General features: G+C 75.5%; 1 protein-coding gene and 1 pseudogene. One reads left to right on the forward strand and one right to left on the reverse strand.

Annotated elements, in window-relative coordinates:
- Positions 1-221 precede the first annotated feature (221 nt).
- On the reverse strand, positions 222-1,490 hold the full coding sequence (locus tag G3I53_RS21035; RefSeq protein ID WP_164333570.1) for an FAD-dependent oxidoreductase: 1,269 nt from the start codon (positions 1,488-1,490) through the stop codon (positions 222-224).
- A 196-nt stretch (positions 1,491-1,686) separates the two neighbouring features.
- On the opposite strand from G3I53_RS21035, the pseudogene G3I53_RS21040 reads away from it, so the two are divergent.
- Positions 1,687-2,586: pseudogene (locus tag G3I53_RS21040) on the forward strand (PucR family transcriptional regulator); the annotation flags it as partial.

The raw sequence follows: 2,586 nt of genomic DNA on the forward strand, positions 1-2,586 counted from the left end.
GTTCCGGGGCGCGGCAGCCGGAACCTCCGGGCCGGGGCACGGAAACCGGAACCCCCGAGCGGGGTCGCGAAGGCCGGAGCCACCCAGCCGGGTCGCGGGAGCCGAGGCCGCCGGGCGGGGTCGCGAACGCCGGAGCCACCCAGCCGGGGCGCGGGAGCCGGGGCCGTCGGGCGGGACCGTGGTCGGGGTCCCGCCCGGCGGCGCGGCGGTCAGCTCAGTGGTCAGCGCAGTGGGTCGAACGGGGACAGTTCGGCCGGGCGGCGGCCGGTGACCATCGTCTCGGCCAGCAGCAGGCCGGTCGCCGGGCCGAGGGTGACGCCCCACATGCCGTGGCCGCCCGCCGCGAAGACGCGGGGCGACTTGGTGGCGCCGATGAGCGGGAGGCCGTCGGTCGTGCAGGGGCGCGAGCCGACCCACTCGTCCTGGCGGGCGTTCAGGTCGGCCCCGCTCAGCAGCGGGCGCGCGGCCTCGGCGATGGCGTTGATCCGGCGGGAGTCCAGCGGGGCCTCCGGCTTGCGGAACTCCATCATCCCGGCGACGCGCAGCCGGTCCCCGAGCGGGGTGCAGGCGACGCGCTGGGCGGGGAAGTAGACCGGGCCGGCCGGGACGTGCTGGATCGGCACGCTGAAGCTGTAGCCGCGGCCCGCCTGGACGACGGAGCGCACGCCGAACTTCCGGGCGTGCCGGCCGAGCCACGCGCCGGTGGCCAGGACGATCGAGTCGAAGCGCGCCACCTCGCCGTGGCCGGTGCGGACCGCGACGGCGGCACCGGTGTCGTGCACGTCGGTGATCTCCGTGCTCTCCACGATCTTCCCGCCCCGGGCGCGGACGGAGTCCGCCAGGGCGTGCACGAAGTGACCGGGGTCGATGTAGCGCTGGCCGTGCAGGCGGATGGCCGCGCCGATCTCGTCCGACAGGGAGGGCTCGATGCCGCGGGCCTCGTCACCGTCGAGCACGTCGAACTCCATGCTCTGGCCGGCCGCGTCGATGTGCTGCAGTTCCTCCAGCAGGACCTTGCGCTCCTCGGCCGTGCGGTAGGCCGCGAGGAAGGACTTGGCGTCGAGGGTGCGGGCCTCGACACCGCCGTCGGCCAGCAGGTCGAAGCTGGACAGCGACAGGTCGTTGATGGGGACGAGGGCGCGCATCGCGCGCAGCCACCGGGTGGCGGTGCTGTTGCGGGCGAAGCCGGTGAGGAACTTCAGCAGGCTCGGGCTGGCGCTGGGCGGGACGTAGACCGGGGAGGACGGGCTGAGCACCGCGCGCACGCCGTAGGTGAGGACGGCGGGTTCCGGCAGCGGCGTGGCCAGGCCGGGCGTCAGCCACCCGGCGTTGCCCCAGGACGACCCGGCGGCGACGCCGTCACGGTCGTACACGGTGACCTCGACGCCCCGCTCCTGAAGGAACCAGGCGGTGGACAGACCGACCATGCCGGCGCCGACGACGGCGACACGGCTCGGACCGTTGTGTGCGGGCGAGGAAGGGCGGGCCATGCGGAACCTCTTCTCACGTACTGCAAGGATAAGAAAAATAGGGGGGCGTACGACGATGGTGGGCCCGCCCGGAGACGTTGTCTTTGTGCCGGGCGGCCAAGAGCGCGGCGACAGATGGTGCGCCGAGCACCATCCGCGTGCGCCACAATGTGTGCATGACCCCTTCCGTACGGCCCGTTGGCGCGGGGTGGCGGGCATGATCGCCGTCACCGACCTGGTGGACTCCCTCGGCTCCGGCTTCCTGCGCACGGTCGTGGCCGCCGGGAACGCCCAGGTGCACGACGTCAGCCTCGCCGAGCCCGGCGACGCCGGGGGCCGGCCGGGAGAGCTGGTGCTCGGCGTCGGGGTCACCGACGCGGCGGACGCCCTCGCCCTGCTGGAACGGGCCGCCGCCGCCCAGGCCGCGGGCGTCGTCCTGAAGGGGCCGGTCGCGGGTGACACGAAGGTGGCGCGCGCCGCCCGGCGGGCAGCGGGACCCGCGCTGGTGGAGCTGCGCCCGCACACCTCGTGGGCCCACGTCGTCTGGCTGCTGCGGGGCGTCCTCGACCACGCCTCCGCTCCCGGGGCCGGGGCGTTCGGCGCGTCCGGCCCGCACAACGACCTGTTCGCGCTGGCGGACAAGGCGGCCGAGATCATCGACGCGCCCGTCACGGTCGAGGACGCGCAGTCCCGGGTGCTCGCCTATTCGGCCCGGCAGGACACCACCGACCCGGCGCGGGTCTCCACCATCGTGGGACGCCGCGTGCCGCCGGAGACCCTCACCCACTTCCGGGCCAGCGGTGTGTTCCGCAGGCTGGCCCGCTCAGCCGACCCGGTGTGGACGCCCGCGGGCCCCGACGGCACCCTGCCCCGGCTGATCGTGCCGGTCCGGGCGGGCGGCGAGTGGCTGGGCTCCATCTGGGCCGTGGTCAAGTCGCCCGTCGCCCCGGACCGCATCCGGGAGCTGACCGACGTGGCGTCCGTCATCGCCCTGCACCTGCTGCGGGTGCGGGCCGAGGCCGGCATCGCCCGGCGGGTGTCGGCGGGGCAGCTGCGGGCGGCCCTGCGCGAGGGCACCGCATCGGCCCCCGGCGAGCCCGGCGCGGACCCCGCCTCC

It is taken from the genome of Streptomyces sp. SID14436 (assembly GCF_010548465.1).
Taxonomy (GTDB): Bacteria; Actinomycetota; Actinomycetes; order Streptomycetales; family Streptomycetaceae; genus Streptomyces.